This is a genomic window from Halomonas sp. OfavH-34-E, assembly GCF_024124525.1.
Taxonomy (GTDB): domain Bacteria; phylum Pseudomonadota; class Gammaproteobacteria; order Pseudomonadales; family Halomonadaceae; genus Halomonas; species Halomonas litopenaei.
The window spans coordinates 63671-80043 of sequence record NZ_JAMXRY010000024.1 but is presented as its reverse complement, the minus strand read 5'-3'; the positions used below and the strand labels follow the sequence as shown (position 1 = coordinate 80043).

The following is a 16373-nucleotide window of genomic DNA, read 5'->3' as shown; positions in this document are numbered from 1 at the left end:
GGCGGTGCTCGCCGAATCCCTGGCATTGGCGCCTTGCTGGGCCTGGGGTTCATGGCGAGCGATGTCGCTGCCAGCGAAGGAAGCGATGCCTCGCGGGCAGAAAAGGATGTCATGACCGGGCGCGCCATCGGCGGCGGCCTGGGCGGTATCGGCGGCATGGCCGGTGGAGCGGCGGCCGGCGCCGCCGTCGGCTCTATCGTCCCGGGGATCGGCACGGCTATTGGCGGCATTATTGGCGCCGCGGCAGGCGGCTTCTTCGGCGGCAGTGCTGGCGAGGTCGTGGGCGAGGAGGTGGGTGGATGGGTCACCGACCTTCGCAACTCGGACCTGGTGGCTGGGCTGACGTCCCGATGGGAGTATGCCACCACCTTCATGTCGAGCCTGTGGGAACAGACCAGCGACGGGGTGTCCGCGCGCTGGGATGCAGCAACCGCCACATTCGGCAGCCTGTGGGAGTCCGCCACCGATAGCTTGTCGGCGCGCTGGGAGTCGCTGTCGAACAGCATTGCCGAGCGATGGACGGCGGTCACCGACGAGATGAAGGGCGTGTGGGACAGCGCCGTCAACCTGGCTTCCGAGGGCTGGGGTGCGCTGACCGACATGGCGGAAGGCGCCAACGCCTGGATTGCCGAGAAGACGGGCGTCGATGTTGCTGAGACCGCTCGAGAGACCGGGGAGTGGGTGTCCAGCCAAGCTGTTGAGACCTCCGAGTGGGTTTCCGAGCGTGCAGGTGGCGCCGCCGAGTGGGCGTCCGATCGGGCCGAGGCCGCGGCATCGTGGACCGCTGATCGAGCCGAGGCGGCAGCCGACCGCTTCGAGGCTGCCGCCGGATGGCTGGGGCAGCGCCTATCCTCCGGCGCCGGATGGGTAGGGGAAAAGACCGGCATCTCGTCAGTGGTGGGCGCGGTGCGTAATGCGCGCAACGAGGCCGCCGCCGAGCCGGCGCTGACTCAAGCCATGGCCGAGGCCGGCATCACCGACCCCAACGAGCAGGCGGCCTTCATGGGGCAGATGCACCACGAGTCGGGCGGCTTCCGCACCATGGAGGAGAGTTTCAACTACCGCTCTGCCGACCGGATCATGGAGGTCAGCGCCACGGCTCGCAGCCAGGGGCGAGAGGCGGTGGAAGCGGCCATGGCACAGGGCCCCGAGGCTGTCGCCGAGCTCATGTACGGCGGCCGCATGGGCAACACCGAAGCCGGTGACGGCTATCGTTTTCGAGGCCGGGGCTACACGCAGCTGACCGGCCGCGACAACTATGAGGCGGCCAGCGAGGCGCTGGGCATCGACCTGGTGAATAACCCTGACATGGCGGCCGACCCAGAGGTCGCCGCCAAGGTGGCCACCTGGTACTGGCAGAGCCGTGACGGCCTGTCCGAGGCGGCCCAGCGCGGCGACACCCGCGAGGTCACGCGCCTGATCAACGGTGGAGACAATGGCCTGGCCGACCGCGAGGCGACGACACGGGAGTATCTGGCGGCCGCCCGGGCGGGGGAGTTTGACGCAGGCGCCGCGTCAGCCGGCGAGAGGCGCGCCGAGGCGCCATCCATCAGCGATGTCGTGAGCCGAGAGGCTGCGGAGAGCGCGCCTTCGCCGGCCGCACCTCCGAGCGTCTCCACGGCTCATCTGGCGACCCTGGGGCTATCGCCCTCCCAGCCGCCAGTCGGCGCTTCCGCTCAGGCACCTGCCGCCGTGAACGCCCCGAGAGCACCAGCCGTTGCGGAGGCGCCAACCGTCAGTGCACCGATGAGCTCGCCATCCGGCCGAGGTGATTCAGGCGGGAAGGGGCAAGGGCCGCAGGACGTATCTCGTGACGTGCCAGACCGTCGCATCGCTCACATCGTGACCGGCGCCTACAGCGGTCTGTCGTGACCCGGAAAAGGCGCCCGGCGTCGGGGCCGGCGCCGGCATAGCATGGCGCCATGACTACGATCACCGGCGATGACATTCAGGCGATGGTGCGTCACTGGCTGGAGACGCCCATCAATGGGTATCTGGGCTCCGGCTATGGCGCCGATGCCAACAGCTTGCTTCAGCGTGCCCAGTCCGAGGGGCAGGCCGATCGCTTCGTGCGCAAGCTCAAGCGCGACGTCAGTGTGCTCGAGGTGCTTCCCAATAGCGCGGTGTCGCTGTATGGAACCCCGGAAGGCGTGGACCAGCTTCGCCTGACACTCGACGTCGCCGGTCGCTCCTACGACCTCAACGACTTCGAGGCCCCCCGATAATGCTGACCCGCGAGGACTTCCAGCAGGCCATTGAGGATAGCGTCGCCCGCTATCCGGCAGTCGGCGCCCTGTACCGCGCGCGAGACCCGCGCATCCTTCAGCACCTGGATGCCATGGCCACCATGCTGGCCATGTATTCCGGACAGCTGGAGACCGCTCAGGCCGAGCCGTTCGAGAAGACGCGGGACGCCACCGTGCTGGCCGATGCGTCGATGCGCGGCCTGGTGCCCAAGTCTCAGCCCGCGCGCGTGAGCGTGCGGCTGCACAATGCCAGCGGGGCCGCCTTCGCGGCGAGCCCTGGCCGCTCCATGGTGGACGCCAGCGGCCGACCGTTCCGCGTCGAGACGCCCGTCGATGCCGCTCCCGGCGATACCGTGACGTTCGAGGCCGTGCAGCTCCACGAGAAGGCTGCTACGCACACCGTGCAGGAGAGCCGAGCCTTCTACGCCATCGAGCTTGAGATGGCCGATGATGATTCCTGGCTATGCGGCCTGCATGTGACTGACGTGGAAGGCGCCTACTCCCACCGCGAGCGCTACACCAACACGCTGGCCGGCGAGCGCATCTATCACGTCGAGGCGGATGAGCAGCAGCGCGTCTATGTGCGCTTCGGCCAGGAAGGCGTGGTTGGCGTGCAGCCCGACGAGGGCCTGGCGCTGACGCTGACTACCTTCTACTCCCTCGGCCGGATTGAAGACTTCTCGCCAGGCTCGCCGATGGCCTTCGAGACCATGCAGGATCCTGCCGAGGCCCAGCTGGAGATGACCTTGCAAGAGGTGCTTTCCAGCGGCGAGAACCCGCCTTCCATGCGCACGCTGCGCGAGCTGGCCAAGTATCCCAGCGTCTACAACCACAACGCGGTTTTTCTGGGCGAGTTCGACTTCCTGGTGCGTCGCCACTTCCCATCACTGCAGTTCCTTTCGGTGTGGAATGAGGGGGAGGAGGAGCGGCATCGCGGCATGAGCGTCGACAACATCAACGCCCTGTTCGTCGCCTGCCTGTCTTCCACCGGAAGCGAGTCGGTGCTGAGCCAGGCGCCAGGGCAGAGCACTTCGCCTGACGAGCTGGGCGATGCTGACCTCACTGCCACGCAGCGCGCGATTCGAGACAAGATCCACGCTGCCGATGACAGCTACCGGGTCCGCTTCTATACGCCTGTGCGCGCCCCTCTGCCGGTCACCATTGCTGCCACGGTGGCCACCAGCTATGACGAGGGCGTGGTGAGAGAGCAGATCCGCCAGGTCATGCTTGATGAGTTCGGCGAGCAGGCCGACCAGTCTCGCCGCGGCAATACGACGCCGCTCTACCAGCAGGTCTATCAGCTGCTGAGGCAGCAAGTGCCGGCGCTGAGCGTGGGCCGCGCCGACCTTCGCGTGACCATTGATGAGGGCGACGATTCGCGCCCGGAGTTGTGGCGCTACGTCTCCCCGGAGAGCCTTGAGGTCGGCGTCACCGCCGGCAACGTCAACGTGCCATTCTGGGGATCAGGGTTTTGAACACCAGCGACGACTTCGACTTCCCCGGGGCTCAGTTGCCCGACATAGCGCCGCTGCGCGAGAGCTTCGCCAACGGGCAGATCGAGGAGGAGCTGAAGAACCTGTTCGGCGAGCTGTTCGGAAGTGTCGCCCATGACACGTTCGACGCCAGTGTGCTGGGCACGCCGCACCTGGGCAGCTTCGAGCTGGTTCGTCGCACGGTGAACCATGACGGCCTGGTGCTGCTCAAGGGTGAGCGCGAGGAGGCCGCCACCCGCTACCTCTACCGGGCCTGGAAGTCGGGCGACGTGCAGAAGCGCGGCTTGCACTTCCTGCGCACCTATCTGCAACTGCTGTTCCCCGGCGCCTCCGAGGTCAAGCAGCTGTGGCACGACAAGCGCTTCCCCTACGGCGATGCCTTCATCGTCAACGAGCCCCGGGATCCATTCTTCTTCAACTTCCTGGGCCAGCCGGGACTCAAGCTGGATGGGGCGTGGGGGCTGGGCGAACTCCTTGTCCGCGACGGGGAGCCGGAGCCCGAGTACAAGCCCGATGAGAGCCAGCTATTCCTGACGTCCCGCGTGGAGATCCTGCTGGGCCTGGAGGCCATCGCGGCGAGTGCCCACGCCCTGGCCGGTAGCAATCGGCCGGCCACCAGCGGCCTCCTCGAGGTGATTCGGGCCGTCATCCCCGCCCGCCTGGTGCCAACGTTCAAGTTCTGGCTGCGCTTCGTGCTCTCCGTGGAAAGTCGGCTGAGTCGACGCTTCCTGATGCAAAAGGACAGCGCGCTGCGCTACCCGTGGTGTGGGCGCGTCATCTCGGACCGGCCGGACGCTCGCTGGAAGCTGGGAACCGATGGCGAGCTGGTTACGCTGCCGCAGCCGTTCGGCACCTTTCGTCTCGGCGAGCGCCGGGGCGGTACCAGCCACTGGCGCCTTCACGCTTGCCGCGCGCGTGGCGTGCTCGAGTCTGCGTCGTATGCGACTGCCACAGCCTACCGGGAACCGGCGCTTGGCGAACCAGGGCGCCGCCTGGACGGCACCTGGGCGCTCTCTCGCCCTCAGTCCGAGGCCTTCGGGTGGGGCGACCTGGACAAGCAGGTCGCGGTCACGCAGCCCCAGCAGCTGCTAACCACCTTTCATGACGAGATTCGCATCGACTACCCGTTCACGCCTCGCCATCTGGGCAGCGCCCGGCGGCTGGATGGTCGCTGGAGGCTCCGCGAGGGCGCCAAGCTGAAGGCCGCATGGGCTGGACAGAAGCTCAACGGCTGGAGGCTGGGCCGCCGGCCGGGCATTGTCGCCGAACATGAGCTGTCGGCAGAGCTGGGCGGAATTGCCAGCGCCTCCCCGGCCAGGCTACCGCCTAACCCCCAGCCTAAGCGCCTGGCGCGCTGGAACCGCCGCCTCGATGGCGCCTGGTCTCTGGGGGCTGTCAGCCGGTTCGGCGAGTTCAGGCTGGACGGCGGTACGCGCCTGCGAGCCCGGAAAATGACGCAAGCGAACGCTTTGGGCTCCTTCAGACTTGGCCTCAACGAGCTCGATGGCACCAGTACGGCCCCCAGCGCACCCGAGCCGCGGCGCATGCCGCTCAACGGCTGGAAGCTGGGCGCCATGGCGGCCCCCGAGTTCTCACTCGCCATCGTGAAGCGAACAGGACAGTGATATGGCTGAGGCGATAACCGTAAACGGCTACCGGCGCCGCCTGGCGTCGACCATGGCGGGTGGCGCCCCCGTCAAGAAGATCGCCTTCATGGCGTTCGGTGACGGCGGGCACAACGGCGACTTGACCGCCAAGGCGCCCGATCCCGAGCAGACGGGGCTCAACAACGAGCTGATGCGCAAGGCGCTGACGGCCGTGGTTCAGGAAGACGACTTCTCTGTGACGGGGCGCGGGGTCCTCGAATACGACGAGCTGGTTGGCTACGCCATCTCCGAGGCCGCCTTGCTCAACGAGGATGGCGACCTGGTGGGCGTCAAGAACTTTGCGCCGAAGGTGAAAGAGTCCGACGAGCGCTATGAAACCAGCGTGAAACTTCGATTCTAGAGGGGGCCGTCATGGCGCTACCGAATAGCACGATCACCAAGATCCCCAATAACGAGCCGGACGCCGTCCCGGCGCTCTGGAACCTGCGTTACGAGGAGATCGACCAGAATTTCTCCTTCCTGGAGCAGGGCCGCGCCCAGATGCGCAGCGAGCTCGACGCCGCCAAGGGCAACAAGGGCAGCGTCGGCGAGCGGCTGGACGACATGTCCGCTCAGCTGCAAAGCCTGTCGCCGGACTATCAGGACGACCTGTCGGCGGCCGTCATGTTCGGTCTGGACCAGGCCGCCGTGGCCAACCGCTCCGTTCAGGCCTTGAAGGAGCAGGCGCAGCAAGAAGGGGAGGTCACGATCAGCAACCGCGGCGTGGTCTCCGGGTGCTCCGTCTCCCGCTCCACCACGGCTGCGCGCAACCTCAACCTGGAGAATGGCATCGCCTTCATGAACGGGCGCATCTATGCCGCCCCCGAGAAGGAGAACGCCGCTAGCGTGCCGTCCAACACCGGTACCAGCAGCGTCACCGTGTACGCCTATCTCTACTTCCATGAAGCCACCCAGCGCATGCGGGTGTCGGTGACGGCCATCGGCGAGGAGGTGCCGGAGCACGGCATCCACATCTACACCATCACCATCCCGGCCGACAGCACCGATGAGACGGACCCCAACCTCGACTACGTGACGCTGACCAACGTGCGCCGCATGGAGCCCGAGTTTCCGGCCAATCTCCAGAGCCCGCGGACCGAGACTATCGCCATCAAGGACCTGCGCGAGTCCGACTACCGCATCGACATCGACCTGGTGTCCGCGGTGGGCGAGCCGTGCCGCTCCGAGCAGGTGGAGATCACCAGCCGAGCCACCAACGGCTTCACCTTACGCCTGGCCACTGGCGCCGACGATGTCGTCGTGCGCTGGCGGGTCAGCAAGCTCAACAACTGATCCTCACCCCGCCCATTGCTGCATAGGAGGCAGACATGCCGCAGATCAAGCTGAAACAGCCCCAGCAGCCGGTCGCCGAGTTCTCGGTTTCCGGCACGACCGTCACCGTCGGTGGCGTGGCCGTGGACTGCGCCGCCCGCCAGGCCGATTCGTCCACCGTCGTCGAGGTCCGTCGCAACAACGGCGTAGCCGAGGAGGGCGGTACCGGCGCCTACCTGGCTCACATCGAGATCCCGGCCCGAACCTATCACGAGGAGCAGGCCGCCGAGTCCGGGGCCGAAGGCGAGGAGCCCGGGACCATCCAGGTTGCCGACCCGCTCGATCCCGATGCGGTCGTCATCACCCTGTGGCCTGCCACCAACCAGTAACCAGGAGCCCACAACATGGCTAACACCCTCGATCGCAATGACCTGCGCGCCTCCGTGGAGGCTGCCACCGGGGGGCGGGTCACCGTCCTCTACACCGAGAAGGGCCAGGCGTCCTACATGTATAAGGTGCCGCGCTTCAATCGCGAGGACATCGACCCCGGCCTGGGCGCCGGTACGCACCCCATGTTCATCATGGATGGCGTGGAGAAGAACCACCGCTACATCGGTGTATTTCCCGGCACCGTGCGCGACGGCGAGCTGATTTCCATCCCGGGCGTCGATCCGGCAGCCAGCCGCAACATCGACGAGTTCCTGGGCCTTGCGCGTGCCAACGGCCCGGGCTGGGGGCTGGTGACCAACACCGACTGGACCGGGCTCGGCCACTGGTGCTGGGCGAACGGCTTCCTGCCGCGCGGCAATACCGACTACGGCCGCAACCATGCGCAGAAGTTCGAGACCGCTACCCGACAGGACGGCGAGGCGCCGGGCGTGTCGAGCGGCACGGCCCGCACACTGACCGGCTCCGGCCCGGCTTCCTGGCGCCATGACAACACGCCGTGGGGCATCGCCGACCTGTGCGGCAACGTGTGGGAATGGTGCCCGGGCATGCGCCTGATGGACGGCGAGATCCAGGTGGTCGCTGACAATGATGCCGCGCTGAGCGACATCGACCTGTCTGCCGCCTCCTCGCTGTGGCGGGCCATCGACGGCGAAACCGGCGACCTGGTGGCCACCGGGTCCGCCAATGCCGTGAAGGTCGCGGACAGCGGTACCGCCGACTACACCCTGGTGGTTTCCAGCGGTTCCGACTTCGAGGGCATGACCAACCCTGGTACCAACCCGGTGTCGGCGGCCGCCATCGAAGTGCTGAAGCTCTACGGCCTCTACCCGGTGGGCAACGACCTGGGTGGCGACCATATCTGGTACAACCTCGAGGGTGAGCGTGTACCGCGTCGCGGCGGCTACTGGGTCCTCGGCGAGAACGCCGGCGTCTTCGCTCTGCGTCTGTACGGCACCCGCACGAGCGCGTACTCGGACAACGGTGCCCGTCCCGCTTTTGCCGTTTGATATTTGACTCTGCGTTGTTGTTATTTCTGGGGTGCGCGATAGCGCACCCCTTGTCTTTTTTGGGAAGAATAGGATTTCTGGACAGATGTCACCGCAAGGAATGGGGCCTGCCACTCAGCCTCCGAAGGAAAGAAGCTCTCTCGATCTTGTTAATAAGTGCGAAGAGATGATGAGCCAAGCCTATGAGTTCATCCGCCACTTTCCGAAGCATCAGCAGCATTCACTAGGCGCCGATATTCGCGACACCATGACGCGGCTTCTCCACCTGGTATATCGATGCGCTCGTCGTTTCTACAAGAAAACCACGCTAGAAGACCTGATTATTGAAATCGACTTCCTGAGAAGTCAGGTAAGAGTGGCCTATACCTCCCGATATATCGACAAGAAGAAATACACCAATTGGGCCAAGATGAACGATGAGATCGGCCGGATGATTGGCGGCTGGTACAAGAGCCTTCAGGAAAATGCCGGCGGCGACGGTCGTCGACGGAAGCGGGAAAACGGCCGCTCTGGCCAATCCGTAGCTTGCTAATATAGGCCGCGCATAGGGTTGTGCGTTGCCTTAGGTGTACCGCGTCGCGGCGGCAACTGGATCTTCGGCGAGTACGCCGGCGTCTTCGCTCTGTATCTGGTCTACGCCCGCACGGACGCGCACTCGGGCAGCGGTGCCCGTCCCGCTTTTGCCGTTTGATATTTGACTCTGCGTTGTTGTTATTTCTGGGGTGCGCGATAGCGCACCCCTTGTCTTTTTTGGGAAGAATAGGATTTCTGGACAGATGTCACCGCAAGGAATGGGGCCTGCCACTCAGCCTCCGAAGGAAAGAAGCTCTCTCGATCTTGTTAATAAGTGCGAAGAGATGATGAGCCAAGCCTATGAGTTCATCCGCCACTTTCCGAAGCATCAGCAGCATTCACTAGGCGCCGATATTCGCGACACCATGACGCGGCTTCTCCACCTGGTATATCGATGCGCTCGTCGTTTCTACAAGAAAACCACGCTAGAAGACCTGATTATTGAAATCGACTTCCTGAGAAGTCAGGTAAGAGTGGCCTATACCTCCCGATATATCGACAAGAAGAAATACACCAATTGGGCCAAGATGAACGATGAGATCGGCCGGATGATTGGCGGCTGGTACAAGAGCCTTCAGGAAAATGCCGGCGGCGACGGTCGTCGACGGAAGCGGGAAAACGGCCGCTCTGGCCAATCCGTAGCTTGCTAATATAGGCCGCGCATAGGGTTGTGCGTTGCCTTAGGTGTACCGCGTCGCGGCGGCAACTGGAACAACGGCGAGAACGCCGGCGTCTTCGCTCTGAATCTGAACAACACCCGCACGAACGCGAACTCGAACAACGGTGCCCGTCCCGCTTTTGAGGCCAGCCAGAAGCGTCAGGCTCAAGGGCCTGCCGACAGCGCCCCTCTCAAAAGGACGCGCAATCCTCGGCATCCGCCGAAAAACTCAACAGGCGAGCCATTCCAGTAGCCGAGACGGTCGACCGTTTGGCCTCGCCGCCCATTCACGCCATCCATGGACGGCAACGTGGCAAAGACGTTCAAGAACCTCTATCCCGCCATCTACGACTTCGAGAACCTGCTGGCCGCCTACGAGCGCGCCAGGCAAGGCAAGCGCAGCAGGCCGGCCGTGAAGCGATTCCATTACAATCTCGAAAGCAACCTCATCGACATCCAGAATCACCTTATCTGGGGAACCTGGAAGACAGGGCAGTATCGGCATTTCACGCTGTATGAGCCGGTCTACCGCACCGGTGCAGCGCTACCGTTTCGTGATCGCGTGCTACATCACTCCCTGGTGGATGCTATCGAGCCATGCTTCGGGCCGCGAATGATCTCCGATACCTATGCTTGCATCAGGGATCGTGGCACCCATCGGGGTGCCGACAAGGTGCAGGACATGCTTCGCAAGGTGCAGCGCGAACACGGGAAAGCCTATGTGCTGAAGGCTGATATATCGAAGTATTTCCAGAACATCAATCACAGCATATTGAAGTCGATTATTCGTAAGCGCGTTGCCTGTCAGCGCACTCTCGATTTAATCGACGAAATTATAGGCTCTAGCGCTGATCCGGATAATATCAATCCCGTCGGCATTCCGTTGGGCAACCTGACTTCTCAGCTTTTCGCCAATATCTACCTGGGCGAGCTTGACCTTTATGTGAAGCACACGCTTCGCGAAAAACATTATGCGCGTTATATGGACGACTTCTGCATCATCCACCATGACAAGCATTATTTGCATATCGTTCGTGAAATAATCGAGAACTTCCTGTGGTCGCAACTTGGCTTGAAGACCAACCAGAAGACCCAAGTCTTTCCCGTTGCGCTTCACAATGGTCGAGCGCTCGACTTCCTCGGCTACCGGATATGGCCGACGCACCGCCGACTTCGCAAGAGCTCGATCCGCCGCATCGTGCGCAGGATGCGACAGATGCAGAAGGCCTACGCTATGGGCGACATCGACCTCGAAGACATCAGGCCCACCGTGCACAGCTGGATCGCCCATGCCGAGCACGCCGACAGCCTGGGGCTTCGCCGTCATGTTCTGGCGCGCTTCCCCTTCATGCGCGACGAAGTGCATCGCCCGCCGGAACCGGCAGCCGAGGACTTCAGCGACCTCGAGCCTCAGGCGGTCGGCTTTCCGGATCCCGGCGCCATCCAGGCGATGTAGGATCAGGGCGTGAAGCGCTGCCCGCCTGGCATCATCACCTGGGCATCGAACTCCTCGATCTGCTCGTCGGTGATGCCGGCTTCCAGGGCGTCCAGGTAGTCGCAGTACCACTGCATCATGAGCGCCCTCTGCTTGAACCAGTTGGCATGGTTGTAGGTGGCCTCGAGCCCGGGAAGGGAGTGGGCCAGCTGCATCTCGGTCCAGTCCCTCGGCCAGCCATGCTCAGATAGCAGCGTCTTCGCGGTATGCCGCGCGCCATGCCCCGTCATTCTCCCCCGATAGCCGGCGAGTTCGATGCATCGGTTGATGCTGCTCTTGGAGAGCACCGGCGGCGTGTCAGCGCCCTCGCGGGTGCTCAGGCGTGCGCGCCGGTTCGGGAAGACATGGCCATCCTCGCCGGCCAGCGGGCGCACGGCCTTCAGTAGCTCCACGACCTGGCGCGATAACGGCACGACGTGATCGCGCCTCGACTTCATCTTCTCGGCCGGGATGTGCCAGGCGCCGTTCTTCAGGCTCACCTCAGACCAGTGCATCCATCGGACCATGCCGGGCCGGGAGGCGGTGCGCAGCGTAACCCATGCCGCGGTGGTGACCAGGGGCGTGCTGCTGGACTGGCGAAGGGCCTTCATATAATCGGGCAGCTCCGCCTCGCGAAGGAAGGGGAGCGGTTTGGCCGGCTTGGGGGACTTGGACGACACGCGCAGACTGGCGGCCGGATTCTCGTCACAGCGCCCCAGCGAATGAGCGTAATCGAAGATCGACTGCAGCCAGATGCGGCACTTCTTCGCCCGGTTCAGGGCGCCGCGCTTCTCTATCCGGCGCTGCACCTTGACGCAGTCCGCGCGCGTCACTTGGGATACGGCGATGCCGCCCAGCACTGGAATCACGTCATTCTTCAGCATGGTCCGAGCCTGATACTCGGTTTCGGCCACGAAATGGCCCTCTCCGACGCGATGGTCCAGCCACTGCCAAGCCGTGATGGCGAAGTCGGCCATTCGCCCATCGCCGCTGCGCTCCTCGCGTCGCTGCTGCACGGGATCGATGCCATCAGCCACCTTCTCAGCCACGTCCTGAGCCGATGCCCTGGCAACCTTCGCCGTGACGTCGGGATAGGTCCCCAGCCCCATCCAGGCCCAGCGCCCGGTCGCCGGTTTCTTGTACCTGACTTCCCAGCGCTTTCTCCCGCTGGGGGCGACGACGAAGTACAACCTATCCACGCCGTAGCTTTCTCGGTACTCTTTCTCCTCGGGCTCCAGCTTGGAGAGCACGGTATCGGCCAACGGCCGACGTTTGATCGCGGTGCGCTTCATGGGCTTGTATGGCAAACCAGTTGGTTGACTCTGAATGGCTCTCACCATACACCAGACCATACATCGCCGCACGGGTTTGAGTGGGTTCTCGTGGGTAAAGATGGGCAAGCCATCCCTTCAATATCATCCCTCTAGCCCTTGTGCGTGGGCGCTCATGGGTCATGCTGGGCGTCAAGTTCTAGGCCTGCTGTGGGTCTACTACTCCTCGCTGATCCTGCTGTTTGGTGCTGCCTTTACCAAGGTCCATCTACTCGCCCGGCACAAGCCCATCATCCCGCGCAACAGCGCCGTGCTGGTCAAGCAGGAACTGCTCGATCAGCAGAGCGTGCGTGCCCAGTTGAGCGCCGAAGAAGAACGGGAATTCGAGCAGGAGGCTCGCGAGCGTCAGCATGAGGCGGAGCTGGAGGCAGGGGGAGCGGAGACTGCTGGCACGGTGGAGAGCCGTCAGGCCAACGAAGATGACGAGGTCAGCGTCGATGATACGGTTCAAGGGGCCGATGTCGCCAGAGAGGAACCAATGGACGAGCAGCAGGAGGCAGCCACGATGTCCGATGACACCCTATGCCTGGAGGCCCTGGTGGAAGGGCGAGTACAGGGCGTGAGCTATCGCTTTGCCACCAGGCAGCAAGCCGAGGCAGAGGGGCTTGCGGGGTATGCGCGCAACCTGCCGGACGGCAGTGTCGAGGTGTTGCTGTGTGGACCTCGTGACGCGGTGGAACGGGTCGCCGACTGGCTTGAATATGGGCCCGAGCAGGCCGAAGTGACCCAGGTCACCACCCGTGAGGTAACGCTGGATAAGCCGCCGAGGGATTTCACGACGGGCTAGAGCCCGGTGTAGAGCGCCCGTGGTCGTCGCCGCTGGCGCCATGACCTCAAGGATCCAGCGATAGAAGAGCCCCGGGCGGGCACGACACTGTCCCTCGACATTATCCGTCGTGCCCGCCCGGGGCTTTTTGCTGGCTTGAGTCGTTCAGGCCAGGGTGTCCGCGATCCAGTCGCTGACGGCCTTGCCGTCTACCCCCATGCAGACGTTGACCACGGGTGTCTGTGACCAGCGGTCGGCGATAAAGCCTCTGCCTTCGGGCGCGAGGATGGTCTGCCCCTCGGCCGGCCCTTCGGTAACCACACCCAGGTGGCCGCGGGTGGTCTCGAACAGGTCCGGGCGCAGTAGCCAGGCCAGGGCCACACTGTCATGGGGGCAGCAGCCGTCGATGCCGAGGGCTTCACGATAGAAGGCGCGATAGAAGTCGTAGCTGCCGGCCAGAATCTTGCCGAGCTCGCCCTGGCCTGCCTCGATGCGGGCCATGTGTTCCGGCGTCAGGATGCAGCGATGGGTCACGTCGAGCCCCACCAGGGTCAGCGGCCAGTCGGCGGTCAGTACGCGCTGCGCGGCGTGGGCATCGTTGAAGATGTTGGCTTCTGCCACCGGGGTGACGTTGCCGCCTTCGCGAATGGAGCCGCCCATGATGACCACCTGCTTGACCAGGCGGGTGATCTCGGGGTCCAGCTGCAGCGCTGCGGCAAGGTTGCCCAGCGGGCCGACCGCCACCAGGCTGACCTCGCCCGGACGCTGGCGCACGGTGTCGACGATAAACTGGGCGGCGCTGCGAGCATCGGCCTGTCCCTTGACCTCGGGCAGGGTGATATTGCCCAGGCCGTTGTCGCCATGGATATGCTTGGGTGCCGGATGACGAGGTTTGACCATGGGGCAGGCCGAGCCCTGGGCCACTGGCACTGGCTGGCCCGCGATCTCGCCGAGCAGCAGGGCATTGTGGGTCGCCGTCTCGATGTCGACGTTGCCGAAGGTGGTGGTCATGCCGAGCAGCTCAATGTCGGGATGGCGCAGGGCGATGGCGATGGCCTGGGCGTCGTCGACGCCCGGGTCGGTATCGAAGATGATCGGGGTGCTCACGGAAGCTCCTGTGATTGGCCTGAAGGTCTCAACGGATGGCGTGCTGGCCGCTCGCCAGCGCTGTGTCGACCTCGTCGCGGGTCGGAATGCTGGCAGCCGCGCCCTGGCGCTGAACGCCGAGGGCGGCGGCGGTGGAGGCCAGCGCCAGGCAATCCGCCACGGTCTTTTGTTCCTGCATCGCGGCCAGGTAGTAGCCGATGAAGGTGTCCCCGGCGGCGGTGGTGTCAACCGCCTCGACCCGACTCGCCGCCTGGAACTGGCGTTGTCCGCCGTGCTGATGCCAGGCGCCTTCGCCTCCGAGCGTCAGCACCAGTCGGGTGCTGGGCAGGCGCTCGGAAAGGGCGGTGAGCAAGGCGTCGGCATCGGTATCCTCTGCAACACCGGCCAGCCAGGTGGCCTCGCCCCGATTGACGAAAAGGAGATCGCACCGGTCGAGTGGCAGGTCTAGCACGGCGTCGCTCATCGGCGCCGGGTTGAAGGCGATGTTCAGTCCCTTTTCATGTCCGAGCCGGATGGCGTCGGCCAGGGCGCTGCATTCATTCTGCAGCAGCAGCCAGTCGCCGGCCTGAGTGCCCTCCATCAGCCTGGAAAGGTCGTCGGCCGCGTGGTGGTGGTTGGCTCCGGGGAACAGCAGGATGGCGTTCTCTGCGCCGTCGTCGACCTGGATGATGGCGTGGCCGGAGGGGGCGGCCACCTCGGCAATACCATTGACGTCGACCCCGGCATCGGCAAGCTGCTGGCGGGCCCAGCCATCCTGGGCATTCAGGCTTCCCCAGTGAGCCACCTGACCACCGGCCTTGGCCAGCGCGAGCGACTGGTTGGCTCCCTTGCCTCCAAGGCCGACTCGGTGCTCATGACTCGCCAGGGTTTCCCCCGGGCGAACGAGATGGGGAACGCGATAGACATGGTCGAGATTGATCGACCCGTAGTTGTACAGCATGGGGTGTCCGATGAGGGGGTGGGCTCAGCGCGAAGTATCGGAGTGATGCCGGGCCGACGCAAGGGTGGAACCGCCATCGACAACACGGCTGTTACCTTGTTTCCAACAATTATACCGTTATTTTGGTTTAGCAAGACCCGAACGTGCCAGTTACATCGATATGTTAGTCATGGGCGATGAGGACAGGCCGTTGGGAAGCGTCGCGTTCGCTAAACTCGCCCGAACATGCCGATCAGGGGCGCAATAACGTTGCATCAGCGTGGCGATAACGTTGCATAAGCGCGGCATCAGCGGGGCGAAAGCCTGGAGAGAGCTCACCAAGGGGCAGGCAAGGGGCAGGTTGGCAAGAATGGCCTGGTGTCAGGCGGGCACGGTCTGCTGTGCCCGCCATGGACGGCGTCAGTTCTCTTGCGCAGCGTTCCGCAGGTTATCGACGGTCAGCTTGACGATGTTCTGTCGCGCTTCAGGGGTGATCCAGGCGCTGTGCGGGGTGACCAGCAGGTTCAGGCGCGGCGACTCGTTGACTGCGTCGATCAGGGCGTGGCCATCACGAGGCGGCTCCGCGGGAAGGACATCGACGGCAAGGCCTCCCAATTGCCCTTCGCGCAGGGCGGCCAGAGCGGCTTCTTCATCGATCACACCACCCCTGGCGCAATTCACCAGCAGGGCGCCTTTCTTGATGGTCTTGAGGTTGTCGGCGTTGAGCAGATGACGACTGTGTTCGGTCAATGGGCAATGCAGGCTGACCACGTCGGCCTCGGGCAGCAGCTCGGCCAGTGCCGGGCGCCGGTCATTGGCCTCGTTGCCTGGACGCGCGCTGAAGCTCACCCGCATGCCGAATGCCTCGGCCAGGGCGGCCACCTTGGAGCCCAGTTCACCCTGTCCCACCAGCACCAGATGCTTGCCTTCGAGTTGCAGGGTCGGGTGGTCCATCAGACAGAAGAACGGGCTCTTTCCCCAACGGCCTTCGGCCACGTCGCGCTGGTACTGGGGCAGGCGAGTGGCCAGAGCGAGGATCAGCATCAGGGTATGCTGGGCGACACTGGCGGTTCCGTAGGCGTTGACGTTGTCGACGCGGATGCCACGCTCTTTCGCCACCTCCATGTCGATATTGTTGGTGCCGGTGGCCAGTACGCAGATATGCCGCAAGGAGGGCAGGGCGTTCAGGGTATCGGCATCCAGCACCACCTTGTTGACGATGGCGACGTCAGCGCCGGCCAGCCGTTCACGCGCCTCGGCGGGGGTGCTGGTGGGGTGAACCTCGAGGCTCTCGAGCTGCTCGCGCAGCGGTGCAAGGTCGATGTCGGAACCCAGGCTGTCGGCGTCCAGTAATACAGCTTTCATCGCTTCTCCTGTTGTGTTTGGTGGTTGTGGTGAGTCTGGTGGCGAAGATCGGTGCACAGGGCTGGG

General features: G+C 64.3%; 16 protein-coding genes. 12 read left to right on the top strand and 4 right to left on the bottom strand.

The features are described 5' to 3' along the window. The 11 genes from NH448_RS12280 to NH448_RS12230 form a co-directional block, all read left to right on the top strand. On the top strand, nucleotides 1-1872 hold a 1872-nt coding region (locus NH448_RS12280), incomplete at its 5' end, for a glycoside hydrolase family 19 protein (protein ID WP_290442746.1). 50 nt (nucleotides 1873-1922) lie between these two features. After that, the gene (locus tag NH448_RS12275; RefSeq protein ID WP_253028811.1) at nucleotides 1923-2225 is read left to right on the top strand and encodes a hypothetical protein; all 303 of its coding nucleotides are present in this window, start codon (nucleotides 1923-1925) and stop codon (nucleotides 2223-2225) included. Next, the gene (locus NH448_RS12270) at nucleotides 2225-3721 is read left to right on the top strand and encodes a hypothetical protein (protein ID WP_253028810.1); all 1497 of its coding nucleotides are present in this window, start codon (nucleotides 2225-2227) and stop codon (nucleotides 3719-3721) included. Before NH448_RS12275 ends, NH448_RS12270 begins: the two co-directional genes overlap by 1 nt. Continuing rightward, a complete protein-coding gene (locus tag NH448_RS12265; RefSeq protein ID WP_253028809.1) occupies nucleotides 3718-5364 on the top strand; it encodes a hypothetical protein in 1647 nt (548 codons plus the stop codon). Before NH448_RS12270 ends, NH448_RS12265 begins: the two co-directional genes overlap by 4 nt. A gap of 1 nt (nucleotide 5365) precedes the next feature. Beyond that, nucleotides 5366-5746 carry a phage tail protein gene (locus NH448_RS12260; protein WP_253028807.1) on the top strand — a complete coding sequence of 127 codons (381 nt, stop codon included), beginning with the start codon at nucleotides 5366-5368 and terminating at the stop codon, nucleotides 5744-5746. Nucleotides 5747-5757: 11 nt separating this feature from the next. Next, nucleotides 5758-6678, top strand: coding sequence for a hypothetical protein (locus tag NH448_RS12255; protein ID WP_253028806.1), 921 nt, complete (start codon nucleotides 5758-5760; stop codon nucleotides 6676-6678). Nucleotides 6679-6713: 35 nt separating this feature from the next. Next, a complete protein-coding gene (locus NH448_RS12250) occupies nucleotides 6714-7046 on the top strand; it encodes a hypothetical protein (RefSeq protein WP_253028805.1) in 333 nt (110 codons plus the stop codon). A 15-nt stretch (nucleotides 7047-7061) separates the two neighbouring features. Further along, complete coding sequence (locus NH448_RS12245) at nucleotides 7062-8114, top strand: hypothetical protein (protein ID WP_253028804.1); 1053 nt, start codon at nucleotides 7062-7064, stop codon at nucleotides 8112-8114. 85 nt (nucleotides 8115-8199) lie between these two features. Next, complete coding sequence (gene avd, locus NH448_RS12240) at nucleotides 8200-8646, top strand: diversity-generating retroelement protein Avd (RefSeq protein ID WP_253028803.1); 447 nt, start codon at nucleotides 8200-8202, stop codon at nucleotides 8644-8646. 244 nt (nucleotides 8647-8890) lie between these two features. Beyond that, nucleotides 8891-9337 (top strand): diversity-generating retroelement protein Avd, encoded by a 447-nt coding sequence (gene avd, locus NH448_RS12235; RefSeq protein ID WP_253028803.1) that lies wholly within the window; start codon nucleotides 8891-8893, stop codon nucleotides 9335-9337. Nucleotides 9338-9655: 318 nt separating this feature from the next. Continuing rightward, complete coding sequence (locus NH448_RS12230; protein ID WP_253028802.1) at nucleotides 9656-10801, top strand: RNA-directed DNA polymerase; 1146 nt, start codon at nucleotides 9656-9658, stop codon at nucleotides 10799-10801. 2 nt (nucleotides 10802-10803) lie between these two features. Here the strand turns inward: NH448_RS12230 and NH448_RS12225 are convergent, their stop codons facing one another. Beyond that, complete coding sequence (locus NH448_RS12225) at nucleotides 10804-12111, bottom strand: tyrosine-type recombinase/integrase (protein ID WP_253028801.1); 1308 nt, start codon at nucleotides 12109-12111, stop codon at nucleotides 10804-10806. 154 nt (nucleotides 12112-12265) lie between these two features. On the opposite strand from NH448_RS12225, the gene NH448_RS23675 reads away from it, so the two are divergent. Beyond that, nucleotides 12266-12937: an acylphosphatase gene (locus tag NH448_RS23675; protein WP_366078151.1), complete on the top strand. Its 672-nt coding sequence runs from the start codon at nucleotides 12266-12268 to the stop codon at nucleotides 12935-12937. A 144-nt stretch (nucleotides 12938-13081) separates the two neighbouring features. On the opposite strand, the gene NH448_RS12210 is transcribed toward NH448_RS23675, so the two are convergent. The 3 genes from NH448_RS12210 to NH448_RS12200 form a co-directional block, all read right to left on the bottom strand. After that, on the bottom strand, nucleotides 13082-14023 hold the full coding sequence (locus NH448_RS12210; protein ID WP_045994964.1) for a nucleoside hydrolase: 942 nt from the start codon (nucleotides 14021-14023) through the stop codon (nucleotides 13082-13084). Between the two features lie 28 nt (nucleotides 14024-14051). Further along, the gene (locus tag NH448_RS12205; RefSeq protein WP_045994965.1) at nucleotides 14052-14963 is read right to left on the bottom strand and encodes a ribokinase; all 912 of its coding nucleotides are present in this window, start codon (nucleotides 14961-14963) and stop codon (nucleotides 14052-14054) included. A 399-nt stretch (nucleotides 14964-15362) separates the two neighbouring features. Next, the gene (locus tag NH448_RS12200) at nucleotides 15363-16307 is read right to left on the bottom strand and encodes a D-2-hydroxyacid dehydrogenase (RefSeq protein WP_045994966.1); all 945 of its coding nucleotides are present in this window, start codon (nucleotides 16305-16307) and stop codon (nucleotides 15363-15365) included. Nucleotides 16308-16373 lie beyond the last annotated feature (66 nt).

What these genes read in the sequence shown, in the direction of transcription:
- NH448_RS12275 (WP_253028811.1), top strand. Translation starts at nt 1,923, where the DNA reads ATGACTACGATCACCGGCGATGACATTCAGGCGATGGTGCGTCACTGG.
- NH448_RS12270 (WP_253028810.1), top strand. Translation starts at nt 2,225, where the DNA reads ATGCTGACCCGCGAGGACTTCCAGCAGGCCATTGAGGATAGCGTCGCC.
- NH448_RS12260 (WP_253028807.1), top strand. Translation starts at nt 5,366, where the DNA reads ATGGCTGAGGCGATAACCGTAAACGGCTACCGGCGCCGCCTGGCGTCG.
- NH448_RS12255 (WP_253028806.1), top strand. Translation starts at nt 5,758, where the DNA reads ATGGCGCTACCGAATAGCACGATCACCAAGATCCCCAATAACGAGCCG.
- NH448_RS12250 (WP_253028805.1), top strand. Translation starts at nt 6,714, where the DNA reads ATGCCGCAGATCAAGCTGAAACAGCCCCAGCAGCCGGTCGCCGAGTTC.
- NH448_RS12245 (WP_253028804.1), top strand. Translation starts at nt 7,062, where the DNA reads ATGGCTAACACCCTCGATCGCAATGACCTGCGCGCCTCCGTGGAGGCT.
- avd (WP_253028803.1), top strand. Translation starts at nt 8,200, where the DNA reads ATGTCACCGCAAGGAATGGGGCCTGCCACTCAGCCTCCGAAGGAAAGA.
- avd (WP_253028803.1), top strand. Translation starts at nt 8,891, where the DNA reads ATGTCACCGCAAGGAATGGGGCCTGCCACTCAGCCTCCGAAGGAAAGA.
- NH448_RS12225 (WP_253028801.1), bottom strand. Translation starts at nt 12,111, where the DNA reads ATGAAGCGCACCGCGATCAAACGTCGGCCGTTGGCCGATACCGTGCTC.
- NH448_RS23675 (WP_366078151.1), top strand. Translation starts at nt 12,266, where the DNA reads ATGGGTCATGCTGGGCGTCAAGTTCTAGGCCTGCTGTGGGTCTACTAC.
- NH448_RS12205 (WP_045994965.1), bottom strand. Translation starts at nt 14,963, where the DNA reads ATGCTGTACAACTACGGGTCGATCAATCTCGACCATGTCTATCGCGTT.
- NH448_RS12200 (WP_045994966.1), bottom strand. Translation starts at nt 16,307, where the DNA reads ATGAAAGCTGTATTACTGGACGCCGACAGCCTGGGTTCCGACATCGAC.